This is a genomic window from Rhodanobacter sp. UC4451_H18, assembly GCF_052978225.1.
In genome coordinates this window covers 1,230,575-1,249,552 of record NZ_CM129663.1, presented here as the reverse complement: position 1 = coordinate 1,249,552, position 18,978 = coordinate 1,230,575, and the positions used below count along the sequence as shown (strand labels likewise).

18 protein-coding genes are annotated in these 18,978 nt (G+C 67.8%); 6 read left to right on the top strand and 12 right to left on the bottom strand.

All coding sequences use genetic code 11. The features are described from left to right. Window positions 1–104: 104 nt before the first annotated feature. The 4 genes from pstB to pstS form a co-directional block, all read right to left on the bottom strand. Entirely contained in the window at window positions 105–899 is a 795-nt protein-coding gene (pstB, locus tag ACVCMG_RS05890) for a phosphate ABC transporter ATP-binding protein PstB (RefSeq protein WP_447115100.1), read from the bottom strand. Further along, window positions 892–1,758: a phosphate ABC transporter permease PstA gene (gene pstA, locus ACVCMG_RS05885; protein WP_136256896.1), complete on the bottom strand. Its 867-nt coding sequence runs from the start codon at window positions 1,756–1,758 to the stop codon at window positions 892–894. Before pstA ends, pstB begins: the two co-directional genes overlap by 8 nt. Continuing rightward, on the bottom strand, window positions 1,758–2,765 hold the full coding sequence (pstC, locus tag ACVCMG_RS05880; protein WP_395116957.1) for a phosphate ABC transporter permease subunit PstC: 1,008 nt from the start codon (window positions 2,763–2,765) through the stop codon (window positions 1,758–1,760). Before pstC ends, pstA begins: the two co-directional genes overlap by 1 nt. Before the next feature lie 146 nt (window positions 2,766–2,911). Continuing rightward, the gene (gene pstS / locus ACVCMG_RS05875; RefSeq protein ID WP_447115099.1) at window positions 2,912–3,946 is read right to left on the bottom strand and encodes a phosphate ABC transporter substrate-binding protein PstS; all 1,035 of its coding nucleotides are present in this window, start codon (window positions 3,944–3,946) and stop codon (window positions 2,912–2,914) included. 260 nt (window positions 3,947–4,206) lie between these two features. Between pstS and ACVCMG_RS05870 the strand changes: the two genes are divergently transcribed. Further along, window positions 4,207–5,460, top strand: coding sequence for a porin (locus tag ACVCMG_RS05870; protein WP_447115098.1), 1,254 nt, complete (start codon window positions 4,207–4,209; stop codon window positions 5,458–5,460). Between the two features lie 157 nt (window positions 5,461–5,617). Here the strand turns inward: ACVCMG_RS05870 and ppk1 are convergent, their stop codons facing one another. The 5 genes from ppk1 to phoB form a co-directional block, all read right to left on the bottom strand. Next, entirely contained in the window at window positions 5,618–7,726 is a 2,109-nt protein-coding gene (gene ppk1 / locus ACVCMG_RS05865) for a polyphosphate kinase 1 (protein ID WP_447115097.1), read from the bottom strand. Between the two features lie 28 nt (window positions 7,727–7,754). Next, a complete protein-coding gene (locus tag ACVCMG_RS05860; protein ID WP_447115096.1) occupies window positions 7,755–8,318 on the bottom strand; it encodes a phosphatase PAP2 family protein in 564 nt (187 codons plus the stop codon). Then, window positions 8,293–9,438 (bottom strand): glycosyltransferase family 4 protein, encoded by a 1,146-nt coding sequence (locus ACVCMG_RS05855; RefSeq protein WP_447115095.1) that lies wholly within the window; start codon window positions 9,436–9,438, stop codon window positions 8,293–8,295. Before ACVCMG_RS05855 ends, ACVCMG_RS05860 begins: the two co-directional genes overlap by 26 nt. A gap of 315 nt (window positions 9,439–9,753) precedes the next feature. Then, entirely contained in the window at window positions 9,754–11,034 is a 1,281-nt protein-coding gene (phoR, locus tag ACVCMG_RS05850; RefSeq protein ID WP_447115094.1) for a phosphate regulon sensor histidine kinase PhoR, read from the bottom strand. A gap of 17 nt (window positions 11,035–11,051) precedes the next feature. After that, on the bottom strand, window positions 11,052–11,756 hold the full coding sequence (gene phoB, locus ACVCMG_RS05845; protein ID WP_395116970.1) for a phosphate regulon transcriptional regulator PhoB: 705 nt from the start codon (window positions 11,754–11,756) through the stop codon (window positions 11,052–11,054). A 173-nt stretch (window positions 11,757–11,929) separates the two neighbouring features. On the opposite strand from phoB, the gene ACVCMG_RS05840 reads away from it, so the two are divergent. From ACVCMG_RS05840 to ACVCMG_RS05830, 3 genes are read left to right on the top strand one after another with little or no spacing between them, the layout of a single operon-like run. Beyond that, window positions 11,930–12,883, top strand: coding sequence for an SPFH domain-containing protein (locus tag ACVCMG_RS05840; protein WP_210772072.1), 954 nt, complete (start codon window positions 11,930–11,932; stop codon window positions 12,881–12,883). Window positions 12,884–12,898: 15 nt separating this feature from the next. Next, window positions 12,899–13,345, top strand: coding sequence for an NfeD family protein (locus tag ACVCMG_RS05835; protein WP_395116972.1), 447 nt, complete (start codon window positions 12,899–12,901; stop codon window positions 13,343–13,345). After that, entirely contained in the window at window positions 13,342–14,616 is a 1,275-nt protein-coding gene (locus ACVCMG_RS05830) for a threonine/serine exporter family protein (protein WP_395116974.1), read from the top strand. Before ACVCMG_RS05835 ends, ACVCMG_RS05830 begins: the two co-directional genes overlap by 4 nt. Before the next feature lie 270 nt (window positions 14,617–14,886). Here the strand turns inward: ACVCMG_RS05830 and ACVCMG_RS05825 are convergent, their stop codons facing one another. The 3 genes from ACVCMG_RS05825 to ACVCMG_RS05815 form a co-directional block, all read right to left on the bottom strand. Then, the gene (locus tag ACVCMG_RS05825; protein ID WP_395116976.1) at window positions 14,887–15,207 is read right to left on the bottom strand and encodes an H-NS histone family protein; all 321 of its coding nucleotides are present in this window, start codon (window positions 15,205–15,207) and stop codon (window positions 14,887–14,889) included. Between the two features lie 212 nt (window positions 15,208–15,419). Further along, a complete protein-coding gene (locus tag ACVCMG_RS05820; RefSeq protein WP_447115093.1) occupies window positions 15,420–17,120 on the bottom strand; it encodes a proline--tRNA ligase in 1,701 nt (566 codons plus the stop codon). A gap of 69 nt (window positions 17,121–17,189) precedes the next feature. Further along, window positions 17,190–17,621, bottom strand: coding sequence for a DUF4124 domain-containing protein (locus ACVCMG_RS05815; protein ID WP_395116980.1), 432 nt, complete (start codon window positions 17,619–17,621; stop codon window positions 17,190–17,192). Between the two features lie 109 nt (window positions 17,622–17,730). On the opposite strand from ACVCMG_RS05815, the gene ACVCMG_RS05810 reads away from it, so the two are divergent. After that, on the top strand, window positions 17,731–18,513 hold the full coding sequence (locus ACVCMG_RS05810; protein WP_395116982.1) for a CDP-alcohol phosphatidyltransferase family protein: 783 nt from the start codon (window positions 17,731–17,733) through the stop codon (window positions 18,511–18,513). Between the two features lie 8 nt (window positions 18,514–18,521). Beyond that, window positions 18,522–18,977 carry a hypothetical protein gene (locus ACVCMG_RS05805; protein ID WP_447115092.1) on the top strand — a complete coding sequence of 152 codons (456 nt, stop codon included), beginning with the start codon at window positions 18,522–18,524 and terminating at the stop codon, window positions 18,975–18,977. Window position 18,978: the final 1 nt, after the last annotated feature.

Here is an 18,978-nt window from a genome sequence, read left to right as displayed (position 1 = left end):
TGCCCCGAAGGGGCGGATGAGGGTTCGGGCGGAGCGGGGCGCCGAGGCCCCGCCCGTACCCTCACCCCACCCCCTCTCCCGGAGGGAGAGGGGCTTTCAATCGTCTAGCCGAATCGCCCGGTGATGTAATCCTCGGTCTGCTTCTTGTCCGGCTTGGTGAAGATTTTCTCGGTCTTGTCGAACTCGATCAGCTCGCCCAGGTACATGAAGGCGGTGAGGTCGGAGACGCGGGCGGCCTGCTGCATGTTGTGGGTGACGATGACGATGGTGAACTGGCTTTTCAGTTCCTCCACCAATTGCTCGATGCGGCCGGTGGCGATCGGGTCGAGCGCCGAGGTGGGTTCGTCCAGCAACAGCACTTCGGGTTTCAGCGCGATCGCGCGGGCGATGCACAGGCGCTGCTGCTGGCCGCCGGAGAGGCCGAGCGCGTTGTGCTTGAGCTTGTCCTTCACCTCGTCCCACAGCGCCGAACTGCGCAGTGCCTGCTCGACGCGGCCTTCCATGTCGGACCTGGACAGCTTCTCGTGGTGGCGGATGCCGTAGGCGACGTTCTCGAAGATCGTCATCGGGAACGGCACCGGCTTCTGGAACACCATGCCGATCTTGCTGCGCAGGCGGTTCATCGAATAGCGCGGGTCGAGGATGTTCTCGCCGTCGAGCAGGATCGAGCCGGTGGCCCGCAGCTTCGGATAGATCGCGTAGATGCGGTTGAAGATGCGCAGCAAGGTGGACTTGCCGCAACCGGACGGCCCGATGATCGCAGTGACCTGCTTCTCGGGGATATCCATGTCGATGCCTTTCAGCGCATGGAAATCGCCGTAGTGGAAGTGCAGGTCGCGCACGGTGAACTTGGGCGACGCCACCGGCAACGGCCGGGCGGCGAGGGCGGGATCAATCATGGGACACCTTGGTGCGGGAAAGGATCAGGCGCGAGGCCAGGCTCAGCAGCAGCACGAACATGGTGATCACGAACGCGCCGGCCCACGCCAGCGCGTGCATCGATTCGCCCGGGTCGTTGGCGTACTGGTAGATGATCTGCGGCAGGCTGGACATCTTCTCCATTGGGTTGATGGCCATGTAGTTGTTGCCGAACGCGGTGAACAGCAGCGGCGCGGTCTCGCCGCTGATGCGCGCCAGCGCCAGCAGCACGCCGGTGATGATGCCCGAGCGCGCGGCGCGGATCAGGATCTGCACGGTCAGCTTCCACTGCGGCACGCCCAGCGACAGCGCGGCTTCGCGCAAGGTGGAGGGCACCAGCCGCAACATCTCGTCGGTGGTGCGCACGATCACCGGCAACGCGATCAGCGCCAGCGCCACGCCGCCGGCGAAGCCGGAGAAGGTGGTGTTGCCGTGGGTCAGCGCCGTGCTGGGCAGCACGATGATGGTGTAGACGAACAGGCCCATCACGATCGACGGCGCCGACAGCAGGATGTCGTTGAGGAAGCGGATCGACTCCCCCAGCTTCGTGCGGTTGGCGTACTCGGCCAGCCAGGTGCCGGCCAGCACGCCGATCGGCGTGGCGATGCCGATGCCGATGAAGTTGATCACCAGGCTGCCGACCATCGAGTTCAGCAGGCCGCCGTCCTCGCCGTAGGCGGTGATTTTGGTGAACAGCTTCAGGTCCAGCGCGCTGATGCCCTGGCGCAGCGTTTCCCAGAGAATCCAGGCGAGGAAGGCCAGCCCCACCAGCGTGGCCAGCATGCTCATGGTCATGGCCAGCGCATTGGTGATCCGCCGGCGCAGGTAGAGCGCGTTCATCAACGACCCTCCTTGCTCGCCAGGCGGCGCAGCATCAGGCGGGCGATCAGCAGCACGATGAAGGTGACCACGAACAACAGGAAGGCCAGCGCCATCAGCGCGGACTTCTGCAGGCCGGCGGCTTCGCTGAACTGGTTGGCGATGGTCGAGGCAATCGAGGTGCCGGGATCGAGCAGCGAGGCCGACAGCTGCATCGCGTTGCCCAGCACGAAGGTCACCGCCATCGTCTCGCCCAGCGCGCGGCCGAGGCCGAGGAAGATGCCGCCGATCACCGCCGAGCGGGTGTACGGCAGCACGATGTCCCACGACACCTCCCAGGTGCTGGAACCCAGCGCATAGGCCGATTCCTTCAGCCGCGTCGGCACGGTCTGGAACACCTCGCGCATCACCGAGGAGATGAACGGGATGATCATGATCGCCAGCACGATGCCGGCGACCAGGATGCTGGCGCCGAACGGATAGCTGCTGCCGAACAGCTTGCCCACGAAGGGCACGTGCTCGGCCACCCACGACAGCTGGCCGTCGTCGGGCTGGTTGCCGAGGTTGTTGGTCAGCCACGGCTTGACGTGTTCGGCGAAGAACGGGGCGAAGATGAAAAGCCCCCACATGCCGTAGATGATCGAGGGGATGCCGGCCAGCAGTTCGATGGCCGAGGCCACCGGCGTGCGCAGCCAGGCCGGCGCCACTTCGGAGAGATAGACCGCGATGCCGAAACTCACCGGCACGGCGATCAGCAAGGCGATGAAGGAGGTGGCCAGGGTGCCGTACACCGGCACCAGGGCACCGTAGACCTCGTTGCCCGGGTCCCATTCGGAGCTGACCAGGAAGTGCCAGCCGAACGTGGCGAACGCGTCGCGCCCGCCCCACAAGGTGGCCGCGGCGGCGCCGAGCAGGGATGCCAGCACCAGCAGCGCGCAGGCCTTCAACAGCCAGCGGAACAGCCGCTCGTGACGGGCGTCACGGCGGCTGCGCTGTTCCAGGATGTCGGTGGTGATGGCTGTCGTCATGCGGGACTCGGTGACCGGCTTGTGATTGAACAAACCCCATTCGCCCCGAGCGTAGCGCAGCGGAGCCGAAGGGCAGTCTCCTTCGGCTCCGACCCTGCGCCACGCGCTCGGGGCGAACGGGGCGGGCGGCGGGTTCGATCAAGCCATCAATGCTTGAACTCGGACGTCCAGTACGCCTCGATCTGGCTGACCAGCGACGCCGGCAGCGGCACGTAGTCGAGTTCGCTGGCGGCTTGCTGGCCATGCTCCAGCGCGTACTTGAAGAAGTCGAAGGCGACCTTGCTGTTGCCCGCGTTCTTCGGCGACTTGTACATGATGATCCAGGTGGTGGCGGTGATCGGCCACGCCTTGGCGCCCGGCGCGTTGGTCATGATCAGGTTGAAGTCCTTGGCGCTGGCCCAGTCGGCGGTAGCCGCGGCGGCCGCGAAGCTCTCCGCTTCCGGCGCAATCACGTTGCCGGCGGCGTTCTTCATGTTCACCCAGCTGATCTTGTTCTTCACCGCGTAGGCGTATTCGACGTAGCCGATCGAGCCCTTGATCTGGCGCACGTACTGCGACACGCCCTCGTTGCCCTTGCCGCCCACGCCGGTCGGCCATTCCACGGCGGTGCCGAACTTGGCCTTGCCGGCCCACTCCGGGCTGACCTTGGACAGGTAGTTGGTGAAGTTGAACGAGGTGCCCGAACCGTCCGAGCGATGCACCACGGTGATCTTGCCGGCCGGCAGGGCCAGGCCCGCGTTCAGCGCGGCGATCTTCGGATCGTTCCAGTTCCTGATCTTGCCCAGGAAGATGTCGGCCAGGGTGGCGCCGTCCAGCTTGATCTGGCCGGCCTGCACGCCGGCGATGTTGACCACCGGCACGATGCCGCCGACCACGATCGGGAACTGGCCCAGGCCGTACTTCTTCAGGTCCTCGGCCTTCATCGGCGCGTCGGAGGCGCCGAAGTCGATGGTGCCTTCCTTGATCTGCGCGATGCCGGCGCCGGAACCGATCGACTGGTAGTTGAGGCGGTTGCCGGTCTTCTCGGCATACGCGGCCGACCACTTGGACATGACCGGGTAGACGAAGCTGGAGCCGGCGCCGGTGATGTCGGTGGCGTGGGCGGCCACGCCGAAGGTCGAGGCCGCGGCGAACGTGGCGACGGCGGCGAGCCGGACTGGCAGTTTGCGGAGGGTCAACATGGAAGCTCCTTTCGAGTGGGGTCGGATGCGACCCCGCCATTTCAGGCTTTTCGTGTTGCCATTGAATGAAATGAATGTTGCAGCAAGATGACAGCCCCTGCGACAGTGCCGGCGGGCCACGCGCGGGAGTGTCTCGAATCTGTCATGTCAGTGGCATCCAGCCGTAAAAGTCCGTCTGCAAACTTTTAACCAATCGCCGGCCAGGCCCCTCCGGTTCGGGCGGCGACCCAGCGATTTCCCACCCACTTGCGGAGAAAGACATGCGTTCCAAACTGATTGCGGTGGCGATTGCCGCCGGCCTCGGGGTTGCCAGCTTCACGGCCGCGGCCGCGCCGCAGAACCGGACGTCGGCGACCACCAGCGCCGAGGTCGAGTCGCTGAAGGCCCAGCTCGCCGCACTGCAGGCCAAGGTGAACGAACTGGAACAGCGCACCGATGCGCAGTCCGACATCAACGTCAGCACCGGCCAGGCGGTGGAGAAGGCGACGGCGGTGACCACCGCCAGCGACAAGAAACTCGAGTCGCTGGAGAAGCTGGTCAACAACACCAAGTTGTCCGGCCGCATGTACTTCGACTTCACCAACATCGACCAGAAGGACAGCGACAGCGGCAAGACCGACAAGTCCGGCATCGGCATGGACGTCAAGCGCTTCTACCTCGGCGTCGACCACAAGTTCAACGACATCTGGTCGATGAACCTGACCACCGATTTCAACTATTCCAGCAGCGACGGCCAGACCAGCCTGTTCGTCAAGAAGGCCTACGTGCAGGGCAAGTTCGACGACGCGGCGATGCTGCGCATCGGTTCGACCGACATGCCGTGGATTCCGTTCGCCGAGCAGTACTACGGCTTCCGCTACGTCGAGAACACCATCACCGACCGCCTGAAGTACGGCAACTCGGCGGACTGGGGCCTGCACCTGGGTGGCGAGCTGGGCGCCGGCAAGTCGTTCAACTACGCGGTGTCGGTGGTCAACGGCAACGGCTACAAGAATCCGGGCCGCAGCAAGGGCGTGGATGTCGAGGGCCGCCTCGGCTTCGTGCCGTTCGAGAACATGGTGGTGGCGATCGGCGGCTACCGCGGCCATCGCGGCCAGGAGACCGAGAACGTCAACGCCGTGAACACGGCCGAGCGCGGCGACATCATGGTCGCCTATGCCAGCGACGCGTTCCGTCTCGGCGCCGAGTACTTCACGGCGAAGAACTGGAACAACGTGCTCACCACGGCCACCGACAAGGCCGACGGTTACTCGCTGTGGGGCAGCGTGGCGGTGGCCGACGACGTGAGCCTGTTCGCCCGCTACGACAACGCCAAGCTCAGCAAGACGCTGGATGGCGCCAACAAGAACGTCTACTACAACGCCGGCGTCGAGTACCAGGTGACCAAGGGCTTCAAGCTGGCCGGCGTGTGGAAGCACGAGAAGGCCGACAAGTCCGTCAGCACGCCGGTACCGCCGCACGTGCGCAACGTCAAGACCAACGAGATCGGCGTGTTCGGCGAAGTGCGCTTCTGAACCCGTGCCGCCGCGGCAGTCCGCGGCGGCGCGGCGGGGCAAACGGTTATCGTGAGGGAGTTCCACCCAGGGATGGAGAGCGGCGGGCCAGGATGCCCGCCGTTTCTTTTTTTGCGCGGATGATGGCGATGACGCTGCGCGCGCGTCCGCCGAGGCGTCAGGTCCTGTACCGGTCCAGCAGCCAGCCCTGCGCCGCATGCGCCGGTGCGTCGCCCGGCGTGGCGCGGCGATAGTGGCCATCGGCGTCCAGCAGCCAGGCCTGCACGTTGTCGTCCAGGTAGTTCTGCAAGGTTTCGCGGAAGACGCGTGTCGCCAGGCGCGGGTCGCGTATCGGGAAGCACGCCTCCACCCGGCGCAGCAGATTGCGCTCCATCCAGTCGGCCGAGGAGCCGTAGATCTCGGCGTGGCCGTCGTTGGCGAACCAGTACACGCGGCTGTGCTCGAGAAAGCGGCCCAGCACCGAGCGCACGCGGATGCGCTCGGAGACCCCGGGCAGGCCCGGGCGCAGGATGCACGCGCCGCGCACGATCAAGTCGATCTCGACGCCGGCGCAGGAGGCGCGGTAGAGCGCGGCGACCATGGAGGGTTCGTTCAGCGCGTTCATGCGCGCGATGATCCGCGCCGGCTTGCCGGCGCATGCGTGCGTGATCTCGCGCTCGACCAGGGCGAGCAGGCCGCGATGCAGGCTGAAGGGCGACTGCAGCACGTGCTCCAGCTCCACCGCCGGTCCGAGGCTGCACAGCTGCTGGAAGATCCGGCCCACGTCGGCGCAGATGCCCGGGTCGCGGGTCATCAGGCCGATGTCGGTGTAGAGCCGGCTGGTGGCCAGGTGGTAGTTGCCGGTGGACAGGTGCGCGTAGCGGCACAGCACGCCCCGTTCGCGGCGCACGATCAGCAGCATCTTGGCGTGGGTCTTGTAGCCGACGACGCCGTACACGACCTGCACGCCGGCCTCCTGCAGACGGTCGGCCAGGCGGATGTTCGCCTCCTCGTCGAAGCGGGCGCGCAACTCGATGACCGCCGTCACCTCCTTGCCGGAGCGGGCCGCATCGGCAAGGTAGCCGACCAGCGGCGAGTCCTCGCCGACCCGGTACAGCGTCTGCCGGATCGCCAGTACGTCGGCGTCCGTGCTGGCCTGGCGCAGCAGTTCGAGCACGGGCGTGAACGAATCGAACGGGTGATGCAGCAGCAGGTCGCCCTGGCTGATGGTGTCGAACATGCCGGCGTCCGCCGTGAAGGCGCGAGGCACGGCCGGCACGAACGGCGGATATTTCAGATCCGGGCGATCGACCATGTCATAGACTGCCGACGCGCGATGCAGGTTGACCGGGCCGCTGCACAGGTACACGTCGGCATCGGTCAGGCCGAAGTTCACCAGCAGCATCTGCCGCACCTCGGGCGTGCAGCCCTCGCCGAGTTCCAGCCGCACCGCGTCGGCGTAAGCCCGCTCGCGCAGTTCCATGCTCAGCACGCGCGCCAGGTTCTCGGTGTCGCCTTCTTCCAGCTCCAGTTCGGAATCGCGCGTCACGCGGAACTGGCAGGCGCCGCGGATCGTCATGCCGGGGAACATCGCGTCGGCGAAGCGCTCCAGCAGCGTGGAGAGGAACACGAACTGGTGTGGCGCGCCGGCGACCTCCGGCGGCAGGCGGATCACGCGCGGCAGCGAGCGCGGCGCACGCACGACCGCGACATGGCCCTCGCGACCGAAGGCGTCCTCGCCGTCCAGCACCACCGCGACATTGAGGCTCTTGTTGAGTATCCGCGGGAACGGGTGGGCCGAGTTCAAGCCCAGCGGCGAGAGCACCGGCAGGATCTCGCGCTCGAAGTGCGTGCGCGCCCAGCGCGTCTGTGCGGGCGACCAGGGCGCGCCGTCGATGAACACGATGCCCTCGCGCGCCAGCGCCGGGCGCAGCTCGTCGTGCCACGTTTCGTACTGGGTGTGCATCAGCCGGGTGGCGTTGTCGCGCACCTGCGCGAGCACCTCGGCCAGGGGCATGCCGTCCGGGCCCGGGCGCGCGTCGCCGTAGGCGATCCAGTGCCTGAGGCTGGCCACGCGCACCTCGAAAAACTCGTCGAGGTTGCGCACCGAGATGCACAGGAAGTGCAGCCTTTCCAGCAGCGGTACCGTGGCGTCGCGCGCATGGGCCAGCACCCGGGCATTGAATTGGAGCGCCGAAAGTTCGTGGTTGAGGCAGAGGTTCGCCGCGCGGAAACCGACGCTGGCCGGCTCCGGCTCGACGTGCTGCGGCGCGCTTGCGATGGTCATGGGCGGAGGGTCGGCGGGTGAGGGCGGTTCAACCCGCCAGGGTGCCGACGAGTGCGGCGTCGAGCCCGCGCGAGCCGAGGCCGAGCAGCGCGCCGAGTGCGGCACCGGCGAGCACGTCGCTGGGGTAGTGCAGGCCCAGCACCACGCGCGACATCGCCACCAGCACGGCGAACAGCGCCAGCGGAAGGGCCAGCACGGGAAACCAGCCGGCGGCGACGATGCCGAAGCTCACCGCGTGCAGCGTATGCCCCGACGGGAAGCTGAACTCGTCCAGCGGCGGTGCGCGCGCGATCACTTCGCGGTGCACACGGAACGGCCGCGGGCGACGCGTGCGGCGCTTCAGCGTGCGGTAGAGCAACCACGCCACGATGCCGGTGCCGGCCATCTGCAGTGCGGCGTGCCGACCGCGGTCACCGCCGCCGATGGCCAACGCGGCGATCAGGCCGTACCAGAGCCAGCCATCGCCGAGGCGGCTGGCCGCGCCGAAGATCCGTTGCACCGCGCGACGCGCGCCCCAGCGGCTGGCCGCGCGGCACAGCAGCGCGTCCAGCGACAGAGTTGCCGGTTCAGGCGACGGCGCGGAGACGGTCATCGGGATGGCCATGCAGCAGCGAGACCAGCAAAGTCTCGAATTCCGCGATCACCATGTCCGGCGGGCACCGCAGCGCGGCGCGCCGCGCATTGGCGCCGAGCCTGCGGCGGGTCGTCGGGTCGACGCCGAGCTGATAGGCCGAGGTGATGAAACTGCGCGCGTCCGAGGGCGGCACAATGCGCCCGGAGATGCCGTCGACGACGTGCTCCTGCGCCGCGGCATGGTCGAACGCGACCAGCGCCAGCCCCGAGGCCATCGCTTCCAGTACCACGTTGCCGAAGGTTTCCGACAGGCTCGGGAACAGGAACACGTCCGCGCTGGCGTAGTGCGCGGCCAGATCCGCGCCGTGCCTGGTGCCGACGAACAAGGCCTCCGGGCAGGCGCTGGCGAGCGCCGCGCGTTGCGGACCGTCGCCGACCATCACCAGGCGCGCGGCGGGCGTGCGTGCCTGCAACGCGCGGAAAGCCTGCACGGCGAGGCCCAGGTTTTTCTCCGCGGCGATCCGGCCGACGCACAGCAGCACCGGCGTCTCGTCATCCACGCCCCAGCTGCGGCGCAGCGCCGGATCGCGCCGCTCCGGCGAGAACAGCCGGACATCGACGCCGCGGCGCAGCTTGCGCACGTGGTCGACACCGGCATCCGTCAGCTCGGCGTGCAGCGCGTTGGTCGGCACCAGGGTCATCTGCGCGCGACGGTGGAAGCCGAGCAGGTGGTTGCGTACCAGCGGCGCCAGCAGGCCGACGCCATAGTGGGCGGCGTAGTCGTGGAAGCGCGTGTGGAACCCGCTCACCACCGGGACCTGCAGCGCGTTGGCCACGCGCAGCGCCGACGCGCCCAGCGGACCTTCCGTGGCGATGTACACCGCATCGGGCCGCTTCGCATGCCAGCGCCGGCGCAGCGCACTGCCGGCGGGCAGGCCGAACTGCATGCCCGGGTAGCGCGGCAGCGCCACGCCGCGTGCGCGTACCAGTTCGACCTTGCCGTCGCGGCCGTCGCCGCCGGGGCGGACCACGTCGACGCCCAGCCCGCGTGCGGCCAGCCCGGCGGCAAGCGTGCGCACGGTGAGGGCGACACCGTTCACCTGGGGCGGCCAGGTTTCCGTGACGAAGCTGACGCGCATCGCTGTTCTCCGATCGGAACTGGCACCGATCGTGGCGCCGCCCTGTTGCACGCGAACGACGGCTGCATGACGCTTGTGTGCTTGCCGACTTGCGCGCGCCGCGGGAGGGCATCGCGCCCAGCCGTCGTGACAAAAAAGCGAGTCCCGCATGTCATCGGCTTGTCACGCGGCGTTGCGACAATGCCTGCGCCTGCCAGGCACTCCCCTCCATGGCAGGCATCTTCGAGATGCCGCTCCCCCTCCTGAATCGGCTCCCGGCGTGGATTTTCTCCACGCCGTTTTTTTTGCGACAAGGGGGTTGCGCGCAGGCGCGGCTCAGTTGGCCGGGGTCTCGGCGCGGAAGATGCCGCCGCGGTCCGGCGGCAACACGCGCGAGGCTTCCATCACGCAGGAGAAGGTCGAGCCGCGGCCGGGCTCGCTCTCGATCACCAGGCGCCCCTGGTGCAGGTTCAGCACGTGCTTGACGATGGACAGGCCCAGGCCGGTGCCGCCGGACTCGCGCGAGCGGCTGGACGACACGCGGTAGAAGCGCTCGGTGAGTCGCACCAGGTGTTCGGCGGAGATGCCCAGCCCGCTGTCGCGCACGGAGAAGATCGCGCCGCCATCGGCGGTCTGCCGCCAGCCGATCACGATCTCGCCGCCGCTGGGCGTATAGCGCACGGCGTTGCTGGTCAGGTTGGAGAACGCGCTGTGCAGGTGATGGATCGAGCCGCGCAGGCGCACCGCAGTGGTCGCCTCCACGCTGATGCGGTGCCGGCCCTGGCTGAGCGCCACCGCCTCGCGGCGCAGCGTCTCCAGCAGCGGAATCATGGCCACTTCCTCGTCCGGCAGGGCCTCGCGCGTTTCCAGCCGCGACAGGGTCAGCAGATCCTCGACGATCTGCTGCATCCGCTGCGACTGCATGCGCATCTCGCCGAGCACCGGCGCCAGCTCGGGCACGTCCACGGGGTCCAGCAGTTCCAGGTAGCCGTGGATCACCGTCAACGGAGTGCGCAGTTCATGCGAGACGTTGGCCACGAAATCGCGGCGCACCTGCTCCAGCCGGCTCAGCGTGCTGATGTCACGCGCCAGCAGCACCTTCAGCTGCTGGCCGAAGGGGATGATCGTCGCGGCCAGGCGCAGCGACGCATCCGCCGGCGCCGGCAGGTCGGTGGCCGGCTGCGTGGCATTCGTGCGCAGCCACGTGCCCAGCTCGCTGCCGTCGAGCCATTGCGCGAGCGGCTGTCCGACGTGTTCGCGCCGCACGCCGAGCAGACGGGTAGCGGCCGCGTTGAACCAGCGCACGCGCCCCTGATCGTCGAACAGCACCACGGCATCGGCCAGTGCGCCCACCGCGTCGCGCACGTCGTGCAACTGCGCGCGCAGGCGCGACTGGCGCAAGGCGCGTGCGGCGCGGAGTTGGCCAAGTGTATCGGGTCGCGTCCGGCGTGCACGGCGTGCGCGCAGCCACCACCCCAGCGCGACGGCTTCACCGCCCAGGGCGACGCCGAGCGCCCACCATGGCGACGCCCACAGCGCGGCGACGATCGCGCCGGCCATCGAGCCGATCACGATGACGAGGAAGCCGGTGTCGAAGGAGGTGCGGATGCTGCGCATGCGCCGGCCGGAGCTGCTCAGGGCCGCACGGGTGCGGGCTGGGCGGAGAAGCGGTAACCGGTGCCGCGCACTGTCTGGATCAGGGCATCCAGGCCCCATGCCTCCAGGGTCTTGCGCAGGCGCCGGATGTGCACGTCGACGGTGCGCTCCTCCACGTAGACGCTGCCGCCCCAGACATGATCGAGCAGTTGCGCGCGGGAATACACGCGCTCGCTGTGGCTCATGAAGAAGTGCAACAGGCGGTATTCGGTGGGGCCCAGGTGCACCGGCTCGTCGCCGGCGAACACCCGGTGCGCCTGGCCGTCCAGACGCAGCCCGCCCAGCTCGATCATGCCGGCGCCGTCCTCGCCCTGGCTGCGGCGCAGCACCGCCTTGATCCGCGCCACCAGCTCGCGGGTGGAAAACGGCTTGACCACGTAGTCGTCCACGCCGGCATCCAGGCCGGCCACGCGGTCGGTCTCCTCGCCGCGGGCGGTCAGCATGATGATCGGCAGGTCGCGGGTCAGCTCCTCGCGGCGCAGTCGCCGGGCCAGGTCCATGCCGCTGATGCCCGGCAGCATCCAGTCGAGCAGGATCAGGTCGGGCACCGCCTCGGCGATGGCCAGCTGCGCTTCACCGGCATCGGCGGCGCAGACCGGCAGCATCTCTGCGCGGCGCAGCGCGAACGCCACCATGTCGCGGATCGGCGCCTCGTCTTCGATGATCAGGATGCGTTTTTGCATGCATATGCCCAGTGGCAGCCGGCGCCATGGAATCACGGCCATGTTACGCGACGATGACAGCGCCGGGCTGCCCGGCCGCGGTCGTGATGATCGTTCCATGACGCCGTGGTCCGGCCCGCTCGACGGCGCTGCGCTCGCCTATACTGACATCTTCACGGAAAGGGGAGAGCTTCATGGGTATCGCACAACTGCTGGCGCTGGTCATCCTGGTCGTGGTCGTCATCGGCATCGTCAAGCTGGTGCGCATCGTGCCGCAGGGTTACGAATGGACGGTGGAGACGTTCGGCAAGTACACCGGCACGTTGAGCCCGGGGCTGCATTTCCTGATCCCGATCTACCAGGCGATCGGGCACAAGATGAACATGATGGAGCAGGTGCTGGACGTGCCCTCGCAGGACGTCATCACCAAGGACAACGCGGTGGTGCGTGTCGACGGCGTGGTGTTCTACCAGGTGCTGGATGCGGCCAAGGCGGCCTATGAAGTGGCCAATCTGGAGCAGGCCTCGCTGGCGCTGGTGATGACCAACATCCGCACCGTGCTCGGCTCGATGGATCTGGACGAAAGCCTGAGCAAGCGCGACGAGATCAACGCCCGCCTGCTGCGCGTGGTGGACGAGGCGACCCACCCGTGGGGCGTCAAGGTCAACCGCATCGAGATCAAGGACATCTCGCCGCCGCGCGACCTGATCGACGCGATGGCACGGCAGATGAAGGCCGAGCGCGAGAAGCGCGCCAACATCCTCGACGCCGAGGGCTTCCGCCAGGCGGCGATTCTCAAGGCCGAGGGCGAGAAGCAGTCGGCGATCCTCTCTGCCGAGGGTGAGAAGGAGGCCGCGTTCCGCGCCGCCGAGGCGCGTGAGCGCACCGCCGAGGCCGAGGCCAAGGCCACCACGATGGTCTCCGACGCGATCGCCGGCGGCAACATCAATGCGCTGAACTATTTCGTCGCCAACAACTACATCGGCGCGCTGAAGGAAATGGCCAATTCGCCCAACCAGAAGATGCTGCTGCTGCCGATCGAGGCCACCGGCGTGATCGGCGCGATGGCCGGCATCGCCGAACTGGCCAAGGAATCCCTCACCCAGCAGCAGCGCCCGGCGGCCGCGCCGGTGCCGCCGCTGCGCTGAGTGGAGTCCTCGACCATGTGGCAACTTGCCGTGCATTACCTGTGGTGGATCCTGGCGCTGCTGCTGATTGCCGGCGAGCTGCTGCTGCCGGGCTATTTCCTGCTGTGGATCGGCCTGGCCGCGGCGGCGATGGGCGTGCTGCTGTGGGCCGTGCCGACGCTGGGCCTGCTGGCGCAGGCGATCGTGTTCGGCCTGCTCGCATTCGCCTTCTGCGTGGCCTACGCGCGCTGGCTGCGGCCGAAGCTGGAGCGTCGCGTGCCGGGCAGCGAACGCCTCAACCGTCGCGCCGAGCAGATGATCGGCCAGCGTTATGAGCTGATCGAGGCGATCGTCAATGGTCGCGGCAAGGCCCGCGTGGGCGACGGCCAGTGGCTGGTCAACGGGCCGGACCTGCCGCTGGGCGCCACCGTGGAAGTGGTTGCCGTCGATGGTTCCACCCTGCAGGTGCGCGCGGTGGCATGAGCGGCACCATCAGCCAGCAGCAATTCGCCACCACCGCGCTGAACACGCGCATGGCGTTCGTGCTGGAGCTGGCGCGGCGCCTGCACCAGTACGGCACCACCGCGCCGCGACTGGAGATGGCCGTGGCCGGCGTGGCGCAGCGGCTGGGCTTGTCCGCCGACGTGTGGTCCAGCCCTACCGCGGTCATCATTTCCTTCGCCGACCTCGCCCAGGGCGAGGAGCGCGTGGCGACGACCACCCAGGTGGTGCGGCTGCCGCCGGGCGAGGTGAACCTGGAACGGCTGTGCCAGGCCGACGACATCGCCGACCGCGCGATCGCCGGCGAGCTGGGCCTGCGCGAAGGCTTTCGCCTGCTGCGCGAGCTGGGGCGGCCGGACAGCCGACGCGAGAAAATCGGCCTGATCGCCAGCTACGGCTTGTCCGCGGCTTCGATCGCGGCGCTGTTCCTGCACAGCTCGTGGGTGGACCTGGTGGTCGCGGCGGTGATCGGCACGATCATCGGCTGCATCACCCTGGCGGCTGCCGTGCGGCCGCAGCTGGCGGCGGCCAGCGATGCAATCAGTGCGCTGGTGGCGACCATGGTGGCGATCCTGGTCAGCGCCTTCATCGTGCCGCTGGCGATCAAGTCGGTGGTGCTGGCCAGCCTGATCATCCTGATCCCCGGCATGTCGCTGACCACCGCCGTGCGCGAGATCTCCAGCCAGCACCTGGTTTCCGGCATGGCGCGCATGGGCGGTGCGATGGCGACCCTGCTCAAGCTCACTTTCGGGGTCATCGCCGCGACCGAGTTGTGCAGCGCACTCGGCATCACTGCGCGCGATTTCGCCTTGCCGCCGCTGCCGTCATGGACCGATTACCCGGTGCTGCTGGTCGCCGCGATCGCCTTCGCGATCCTGTTCCGCGCCGCCCGGCGCGACTGGCCGGCAGTGATCGCGGCGGTGGTGGTGGGTTATCTGGCCACGCGCTGGGGCGGCGAGATCTCCACCTCGTTGCCGGGCGCGCCGGTAGGCGTGTTCCTGGGCGGCTTGCTGCTGGGCGCGCTGGCCAACGTCTACGCGCGCTATGCGCATCGGCCCGGCGCGGTAATCCGCGAACCGGGCATCCTGTTGCTGGTGCCGGGCAGCGTGGGCTTCCGCAGCATGTCGTTCCTGCTCGAACGCGACACCTCGCTCGGCCTGGACGCCGGCTTGCTGCTGGTCACCCTGCTGGTGTCGCTGGTGGCGGGGCTGATGTTCGGCGACTTGCTGATTTCGCCGCGGCGCTCTCTGTAAAACAAAAGCGACCGGGCTAGCCGGACTTCACGCCACCCGGTTCATCACGGGAGACGAACCCGCGCGGCACCTTCGCCTCCTCCCCTTTGAAGCAGGGGAGGATTGAGGAGGGTGCTCCTGGCCCCGGCAAGATCAAGAGCCGCGCCTTCCTGACCTACCTTTTCGTTGCGTCCGCATGAGCCTTGCGCGGCGAATGGACGTCGCATGGTTCAAGCCAAAAAAAAGCGCCGGCGCGAGGCCGGCGCTGTTTCCATGGCGTGGAGACGGCGATCAGATCGTCAGGTCCTTTTCCTTCTTGCCCGCCTTCAGCGCGTCGTTGAACCAGTGCGGACGCTTGCCGCGGCCGGACCAGGTCTGCGCCGGGTTGGCCGGGTTGCGATACTTCGGGGCAACCTTGGCGCCGGCGCGCTTGCTCTTGCGGGCACCGCCGAAAATGTCCTCGAACGAATAACCCTCGGCCTTGATCAGCGCGTGGACCTTCTCGCGCAGCTTGACGACCTTCTCCTTGCGCAATTCGTCCTGACGGATTTGTGCCTTGCTGATGAGATCGTTGAGCTGATTGTGGTTGAGATTCTTGATATCGACGGCCATGGACGGACTCCGGTGAGGGTGACGAATCATGCCCCATTATCGAGGCAATGCGGGCATGGTGAATGCCGGCCAGTCCGGATTCTCCATGATCGGACAAACATTTGTAAAGCGCCAAACTCCCCGACGCGCGTCACAGTTCATATTCGAAACGATTATGAAACAGGGTTGCAAGGGCAAATGTACCGATATTCGAAACCCGCCGGTTTCATTAATCAGGCCAGCAGTGCGAACAACTCATCCTGGCTCAACGTGCGGCTCTCGCTGTCCTCGCGGCCGCGATATTCCAGCGTGCCGGCGGCCAGCCCGCGTTCGCTCACCACCACGCGATGGGGGATGCCGATCAACTCCATGTCGGCGAACATGTTGCCGGGACGCAGGCCGCGATCGTCCAGCACGGTTTCGATGCCGCGCTGGACGAGTGCCTGGTACAGCGCCTCGGCGGCCTCGTTGACCGCGGCGGAGGCGTTCTTCGGGTTGATCACGCACACCGCCACCCGCCACGGCGCCATCGCCTCGGGCCAGATGATGCCCGCGTCGTCATGGCGCTGCTCGATGGCGGCGGCGACGATGCGGCTGATCCCGATGCCGTAGCAACCCATGGCCATCACCTGGGCCTTGCCGCCTTCGTCGATCACGGTGGCGCGCAGGGCGTCGGCATACTTCGTCCCCAGCTGGAACACGTGGCCCACTTCGATGCCGCGGGCCAGGTGCAGTTCGCCGTGGCCGTCGGGCGAGGCATCGCCCTCGACCACGTTGCGCAGGTCGGCGATGCGGCTGATGCGCGCGTCTCGCTCCCAGTTGGCGCCGGTGCAGTGCACGCCGTCGGCATTGCCGCCGCAGACGAAGTCGGCCAGTACGGCAGCGTCGCGATCGACGATCACCGGGATGGAATCGGGCAGGCCGACCGGGCCGATGAACCCCGGGCGCGTGCCGCAGGCGGCGCGGATTTCCTCTTCGCCGGCCAGCACCATCTCGCCCGGCAGCTCGGCCAGCTTGCCGGCCTTGACCTCGTTGAGTTCGTGGTCGCCGCGCAGGCACAGCGCGACCAGCCCTTCGACGCCGCGCACCAGCAGGGTCTTCACGCATTGCCGCGGCTCCACTTTCAGGAAGGCGGCGACGTCGGCGATGGTTTTCTGGGTCGGCGTGTCCGCGCGCTGCAGGCCGGCGGCGGGCGCAGGGCGTTCGACGGACGGGGGCAGCGCTTCGGCTTTCTCGAGGTTGGCGGCATAGTCGGAGCCGTCGGAAAACGCGATCGCGTCCTCGCCCGAATCGGCCAGCACCTGGAATTCATGGCTGGCATTGCCGCCGATGGCGCCGGTGTCGGCCTGCACCGCGCGGAAGCTCAGGCCGAGGCGGGTGAAAATGCGCACATAGGCCTGGTACATCGCGGCGTAGGTTTCCGCCAGCGACTCCTGCCCGAGATGGAATGAATAGGCATCCTTCATAAGGAATTCGCGCGCGCGCATCACGCCGAAACGCGGGCGGATCTCGTCGCGGAACTTGGTCTGGATCTGGTAGAAATTGACCGGTAGCTGCTTGTAGCTTTTCAGCTCGTTGCGGGCGTAATCGGTAATCACTTCCTCGGCGGTCGGCGCATAGCAGAATTCCTGCTCCTTGCGGTCGCGGATCTTCAGCAACTGCGGGCCGAATTTCGCCCAGCGACCGGTTTCCTCCCAGAGTTCACGCGGCTGGATGGTCGGCATCAGCAATTCGATCGCGCCGGCGCGATCCATTTCCTCGCGCACGATGCGCTCGACCTTGCGCAACACGCGCAGGCCCAGCGGACTCCAGCTGTACAGGCCGGAAGCCAGCCGGCGGATCATGCCGGCGCGCAGCATCAGGCGATGGCTGGCGATCTCGGCGTCGGCAGGGACTTCCTTGACGGTGGCCAGGTGGAATTGGCTGAGGCGCATGCGGGCGATTCCGGCGTGTAAAGCGCCCATTGTAGCGGCGCCACCGCCGCCGGAGTGCGGCCCGGGGGCTCACTTGCCCTGGCAGTACTGGTCGTACTGGGCCTGGGCGGTGGCGATCTGTTGCTGGCGTTGCGAGGCGTCCAGTGCGTTGGGCTTGCCATCCTTCTCCATCACCACTGGACCGCTGCCCTGCAGGGTCGCCAGGTTGGACTGCAGCGAGGCGCACAGCGATTTGCGGTTCTCCGGGGTGTCGGCCATGGTCTTCGGCGCGACGGCGGGCTCGTTGCTGCCGCCCGCGACGTCCTCCGGATTGCTTCGTTCGGCCGGCTTGACCAGCGGCTCCACCGTGCCGGTCGTGGTGACCTTGCTGTACTTGACCCCCTGCGTCGGCGGCGCCTCGGAGTAGTGCACGGTGCCGCTGGCGTCGGTCCACTTGTAGACCTGCGCGGCACACAACGGGGCAAACAGCAGCAGTGCCACGACAATCAGCGAACGGCGCATGGGGGTCTCCGGACAGGGGAAAATCAGTCGTTCCTTGTTATCACTCCGGCGCCCCGGACTCAAGCAGGCAATGGTTTACACTGCGCCTACTCCGTCACGATCCTGCTTCATGAGTCCACCCATGCCCGTTCAACCGCCCCGGCACCGCGGCATTTACCTGTTGCCGAACCTGTTCACCACGGCGGCGATGTTCGCCGGGTTCTACGCGATCATTTCAAGCATCGGCGGCCATTACGTCGAGGCGGCCATCGCGGTGTTCCTGGCGGCGGTGCTCGACGGCATGGATGGGCGCGTGGCGCGCATGACCGGCACGCAGACCGAGTTCGGCGTGCAGTACGACTCCTTGTCGGACCTGGTCAGCTTCGGCCTCGCGCCGGCGCTGGTGATGTACACGTGGTCGCTGTCGGCGCTGCGCGACGTGGGGCCGCTGTGGGGCAAGCTGGGCTGGGCGTGCGCGTTCATCTATGCCGCCTGCGCCGCGCTGCGGCTGGCGCGCTTCAATACCCAGGCAGGGGTGGCCGACAAGCGCTATTTCCAGGGCCTGGCCAGTCCGGCCGCGGCGGCGGTGAACATGTCGTTCGTGTGGACCATGGAGAAGGCCGGCTGGAGCGGCGCCGAGCTGGCCTTCGCCAGCGCGGCGATCGTGGTGGTCACCGGCCTGCTGATGGTCAGCCGCTTCCGCTATTTCAGTTTCAAGTCGCTGCCGATGGGCGAGCGCGGCAACGTGCCGTTCGCCTGGATGGTGGTGGCGGTGCTGCTGCTTGCCTTGCTGTATCTGGCGCCGGCGCGGGTGCTGCTGGCGGGTTTCACCGTGTACCTGTTGTCCGGGCCGGTGTGGACCATCGCGGCGCGGATCGCGCATCGGCGCCGTGCACGGCACTCCGCCAGATGAACGCGCCCATGCCTGCCGCCCACCGCGCCCGCGTCCTGCACGCGCTGGGGCTGACGCCGTGGGTTCGCCGCGTGGCGAAAGTTGTGCCGGCCATGGCCGAGCCGGAGCTGGGCGACGCCGACGTGGCCTGCGTGGTGATCCTGCCGGCGTCGTGCAACGCCCGCGAGCTCGACCTGCTGGGCCGCGCGCTGCGTGCCGGCGGTGCGGCGCTGGCGCGCGCGGCGCGCATCAGCGTGCAAGGTGGCCAACTGGCGTCATCGGTGCCGGCGGCGCGCGCCTACCTGGTGTTCGGCGATGCGCAGGCGCATGCACTCGGCCGCGTCTTGCCGGCGGCAGTGATGAGCCAGGCGCTGATTGTGCTTGCCGATGAGCCGAAGCTGGTGCTGGCCGACGCGACGGCCAAGCGTCGGCTGTGGAACGCGCTGCGCAGCGTGCGCCGCGCCCTGGCCAGCGCGGGAGCCTGAA